This is a genomic window from Synechococcus sp. Cruz CV12-2-Slac-r, from assembly GCF_024346075.1.
GTDB lineage: Bacteria > Cyanobacteriota > Cyanobacteriia > PCC-6307 > Cyanobiaceae > Synechococcus_D.
Map to the genome: position 1 here is coordinate 1 of NZ_JAGQEK010000121.1, position 4,887 is coordinate 4,887.

4 protein-coding genes and 1 pseudogene are annotated in these 4,887 nt (G+C 53.8%); 1 reads left to right on the forward strand and 4 read right to left on the reverse strand.

Annotated features, from left to right (window positions below; all coding sequences use genetic code 11):
• The 3 genes from KB557_RS08930 to folK all read right to left on the reverse strand — a co-directional run.
• Nucleotides 1–1,334 (reverse strand): deoxyribodipyrimidine photo-lyase (locus KB557_RS08930; protein ID WP_255133392.1); only part of this gene is annotated, 1,334 nt, incomplete at its 3' end.
• Nucleotides 1,334–1,897, reverse strand: a complete 564-nt coding sequence (locus KB557_RS08935; protein ID WP_255133394.1) for an NUDIX hydrolase — start codon at nt 1,895–1,897, stop codon at nt 1,334–1,336. The genes KB557_RS08935 and KB557_RS08930, both read right to left, overlap by 1 nt.
• A gap of 42 nt (nt 1,898–1,939) precedes the next feature.
• Nucleotides 1,940–2,458, reverse strand: coding sequence for a 2-amino-4-hydroxy-6-hydroxymethyldihydropteridine diphosphokinase (gene folK, locus KB557_RS08940; RefSeq protein WP_255133396.1), 519 nt, complete (start codon nt 2,456–2,458; stop codon nt 1,940–1,942).
• A gap of 71 nt (nt 2,459–2,529) precedes the next feature.
• On the opposite strand from folK, the gene bchD reads away from it, so the two are divergent.
• Nucleotides 2,530–4,512: a magnesium chelatase ATPase subunit D gene (gene bchD, locus KB557_RS08945; RefSeq protein ID WP_255133398.1), complete on the forward strand. Its 1,983-nt coding sequence runs from the start codon at nt 2,530–2,532 to the stop codon at nt 4,510–4,512.
• A gap of 30 nt (nt 4,513–4,542) precedes the next feature.
• Here the strand turns inward: bchD and KB557_RS08950 are convergent.
• Nucleotides 4,543–4,887: pseudogene (locus tag KB557_RS08950) on the reverse strand (MCE family protein); the annotation flags it as partial.

Sequence of the window (4,887 nt, forward strand, 5' to 3'; positions counted from 1 at the left end):
CCACTTAGTAAATCCGCAGTATTCACATGTTGCAGTTCAGGCAACCAGCGGCGGATATAAACAGCTTCTGAATCAAATTTGCGCGCTTGGGTGGCTGGATTAAAAATCCGTAGCGGTTTTGGATCCATGCCACTACTGGCACTCCATTGCCAACCCCCATTATTGGCGGCCAGATCACCATCCACCTCAAGGGCCATAAACCAGGCCTCACCAAAACGCCAATCACAGATCAAATCTTTCACTAAAAAAGAAGCCACGATCATGCGGCAGCGATTGTGCATAAAGCCGGTTTGCGCCAGTTCCCGCATCGCAGCATCAACAATTGGCACTCCGGTTAAGCCCTGTTTCCATGCCTCCAGCCATTCAGGCTTGTTTTCCCAGGGGAATTGGCGCCATAGGGGCCGATAAGGGCCATCGGCAAGGCTTGGAAAGTGAAATAAGGCTTGCTGGTAAAACTCACGCCAAGCCAGCTCCTGCTGCCACACCCGAATCGATTGGCGTTGTTCGTCGCTGCGGCAAATTTCCAAGCTTTCCAAACTGGCGGCCCAAGCTGTGCGTGGGCTGAGGCTGCCTGTGCGCAATGCAGCGCTGAGTTGGGATGTGCCCCCATCGGCTGGCAAATTACGGCCTTCTTCATAGCTATGTAGAGCCCCATCAGCAAATCGCTGCAATTGCAAAAGAGCTGCTGCTTCTCCAGGTAGGCAAGGGCAAATGCCAGCGCCATCCCATGCTTCCAAATCAACTGTGGCCGTTTGCGGCAATGGCGGCACCGCTGCCTCAATGGCCGTAATTTCTGCTGCTGTGAGATCAAATAAACCACTTGGGGCAGCCACAGGCGCTGCTTTTGGTTGTTGTTGCCATACCCGCCAGTAGGGGCCATAAACGCGATAAGGATCACCAGCGCCGGTGCGTAATCGCTCAGGCGGCACCAGCAATTGATCCCAATCAGCTGCCACCTTGCAACCCTGGCCCTGCAGTGCTTTCGCAAGGGCTTGATCGCGCTGCCGCACCAGCGGTTCCACATCACGGTTCCAGGCCACCCCCTCCACCGCAAGGAGCTGGGCTAAGCGGGGCAGCAATATCAGCGGATCACCCTTAAGCAGAAGCAAACGGCTGCCGGCTTGCTGCCAGCGCTGTTGCAATTCCCGCAGGCTTTCGAGCAAAAACCAACGGCGCCCTGGCGCCATGCTGTGATGCTGCAACTCAGCTGGATCCAGCACGAAAACGCCTGCAAGAGCTGGATTGTTTAGTGCAGTAGCCGCAAGACCCAAATTGTCTGAAAGGCGCAGATCACGGCGATGCCAAAACAACCAACGGCAAAATGCATCGGCCATTAGTGCAACCCCAGGAGTTGTTTGGCTCGAAACCAGGCGGTAACACTTTTGCCATCAAGCGGTTCATCACCACTGGCAAGGGCTGCATCCAATTGGGCCGGAGTGAGCAGAAGCACTTCAATGTCTTCATCCTGATCTGCCGCAACAGGGCTAGGCAAAGGCTGCAATTGCCGGGCTAAAAACAAATGAATTACTTCATCGGAATAACCGGGGCAGGGCAGAAGTAAACCAAGGGAATCCCAGCGCGCCGCGCTGTAGCCAGCCTCCTCCCCTAATTCCCGTGCCATGGCCGCCTGAGGTTCTTCCCCCACCTCCAAGGTGCCAGCTGGAAATTCCAGAATGCGCTGCTGCACTGCAAAGCGATATTGGCGCAACAGCACCACCCGGCCATCTGCCAACACCGGCACCGCTAAAGATGCTCCAGGGTGCTTGATGCAGCCATAAGTGCCCTCCACCCCAAGGGGTAAGCGCAGATGCTGGATTTCCATGCGCAGCTTGCGCACAGCAAGGGTTGCAATGGTGTCAAGCAATTCGGCTGGTTCCGGGGCTGGGATGGGGGCCAAGAATTTAAAACTCGCTTTTTGCTTGTAATGCCATTTTGGCGATTAATTGGGCCAAAGCGCTGCTGGGGGCAATCGCTGCGGTGCAGGTTCGCTGCAATTTAATAAAAGTGCTTCGAGCAGTGCCTGCGCCGTTTTTTCTTGGCCAGGGGGCTTAAGGGCAGGATCAAGGGCTGCTAGTGGTTCGAGCACAAAGCGACGCCCCCAAAGCCGCGGATGGGGCAGCTGCAAGTTGGCTGTATTGCGTTGCTCATTGCCGCACCACAAAAGATCAAGATCCAGGCTGCGGGGCCCCCAGGGCACCAGCCTTTCCCTGCCTGCAGCCGTCTCCAGCCGTTGCAATTCCAGCAACAACTGCTCACAACTACCAACCCAGTGCAACAGCGCCACCCCATTTAAAAACGCGGGTTGGCCAGCGGGCCCTCCCACCGCTGCAGTGCGAAATAGGGGAGAACAGCGCAAAGAACCAGGTTGGGCGAGGCCATCTAGCCCCAGCCGAGCTGCACCGAGAAGGGCAAGGCAATCGCCAAGATTGCTACCAAGGGCAATAGCGGCTGAGAACACCTAGATCAAACTTGTTCTCTTCCTCATACAACAGCGGCCAAGCTGCGATGCTGGAGGGGATTTTGGGCCCTATGTCCGCCCTACCTTCCACCGCTAACCAGGTATTCCCCCTGGCGGCTGTAACCGGCCATCCCACCTTGAAATTGGCGCTGCTCTTAGCAGCTGTTGATCCCGGATTAGGCGGGGTTGTAATCGCTGGCGGCCGCGGCACCGGCAAATCAGTGCTGGCAAGGGGCCTGCATGCGCTTTTGCCCGCGATCGAAATTATTGATGGCAGTTTCAACGCCGAACCCGATGGTGAGCAACCGAGCAGGGTGATCCCAGCCCCATTTGTGCAGGTGCCCTTGGGGGTAACAGAAGATCGCCTGGTGGGATCTGTAGATGTAACCCGCTCATTAGCGGAAGGCAAAACGGTGTTTCAACCGGGGTTACTGGCAGAAGCCCATCGAGGCGTGCTTTATATCGATGAAATAAATCTGTTGGATTTAAACGCTTTAAATCTTCTGCTAGCGGCCGTGGGTTCGGGTCTTAATCAAGTGGAACGGGAGGGTTTGAGTGTGGCCCATCCCTGCAAGCCCCTATTGATTGCCACCTTCAATCCGGAAGAGGGGGCAATGGCCGATCATCTGCTGGATCGTTTTGCAATTGCTCTTTGCGCTGACCAAACAGTGAGCACAGCAGAGCGAGTTTTAATCACAGAAACTGCGATCGATTACGCCGAAAACAGCACTGCTTTTCGCCGCCAATGGCAGGAGGAAAGCGATGCAATCGCCACTCAATTGCTGTTAGCTCGCCAGTGGTTGCCAGATGTAGCCATCAGCAATGCTCAAATCACTTATCTGGTGCAAGAAGCGCTGATAGGCGGAGTGGTGGGGCACCGCGCTGAGTTGTATGCCCTACGGGTAGCAAAAGCCCATGCCGCCCTTGATGGCCGCAACGTAGTGGATGCAGAAGATCTGCAATTAGCGGTGCGGCTAGTGATCGCGCCGCGGGCAAAACTTTCAGCTCCATCCCAAGAAACACCACCCAAGGAACAACCTCCTCAAGAGCCACAACCTTCAAGCGAAAATCAAGAAGAGAACCAAGCAGAAAGCCAGGCAGAAAACGAAGCTCAGGATTCTGAAAACAACCAAGAAGAGAACCCCGAATCAGCCGATTCCCCCCCTGCTGTGCCGGAGGAGTTCATGTTGGATGCGGAATCAATAGCGCTCGATCCAGAATTACTTTCATTTCAAGCTGCAAAAAGCAAAGCAGCAAGAAGCGGTTCTAGAGGTTTGGTGCTGAGCAACAACCGCGGCCGCTACGTGCGACCCGTAATCCCAAGGGGGCCCGGCGGCCGTATCGCCGTTGATGCCACTTTGCGGGCAGCGGCGCCATACCAAAAAAGCCGCAGGGAACGCTTCCCAGGCCGCAAGTTGATTGTGGAGGAGGTGGATATCAGGGCAAAACAATTGCAACGTAAAGCTGGGGCACTAGTTATTTTTCTCGTGGATGCGAGCGGCTCGATGGCTCTTAATCGCATGCAAAGCGCAAAAGGAGCGGTGCTGCGGTTGTTAACGGAGGCCTATGAAAACCGCGATGAGGTGGCCTTAATTCCATTTCGCGGCGAACAAGCCGAGGTGTTGCTGCCTCCCACCCGCTCGATCACCGCAGCTAAACGCCGCCTAGAAACCATGGCTTGCGGGGGTGGCTCACCCCTCGCCCATGGCTTAGCTCAAGCAGCAAAGGTGGGGGCAAATGCATTGCAAAGTGGTGATTTATCCCAGGTGGTGGTGGTAGCAATTACTGATGGGAGGGGCAATGTGCCTTTGGGGCGATCCCTGGGGCTACCAGAACCAGAAGTAACAGTTGATCTAAAACAAGAACTTAAGGAGGTGGCAGGGCGTTACCGGCTGCTGGGCCTAAAACTCTTAGTAATAGATACCGAACGCAAATTCATTGGTAGTGGTATGGGTAAAGAACTTGCAGAAGCAGCTGGCGGCCGATATGTGCAATTACCAAAAGCGAGCGATCAGGCAATTGCAGCAATTGCCCTGGAAGCACTAAATCGTTAAATATTCAAAATAGAGTTATCTAAATATTTATCATTTAATTGGCTTGCGAATCTCTGGATATAATTCATCAAAAAACTTTCCGAGGCCTACAGTAACGCTGCGCATTCCATTAACAAAATTTGGATCGCCGCTAAGTTTTTGCACATCTCCACCAATCACATCAATGCGGCGGGTGAGCTGCTCGGCATTAGAAAGTGTGCGCTTTAATTCGTTAATAGTTTTAGGATTATCAAAAGCAGACACAATATTATTAGTGTGCTTTAAAGTGGAATTAGCTTGAGCGGTGGCTAGTTTTAGATTTTTTATTACTGGATCAGCCTCCTTTATCGCCTTTTGGAGCTGTAAAACCAATGTATTTCCACTAGCAAGTACTAG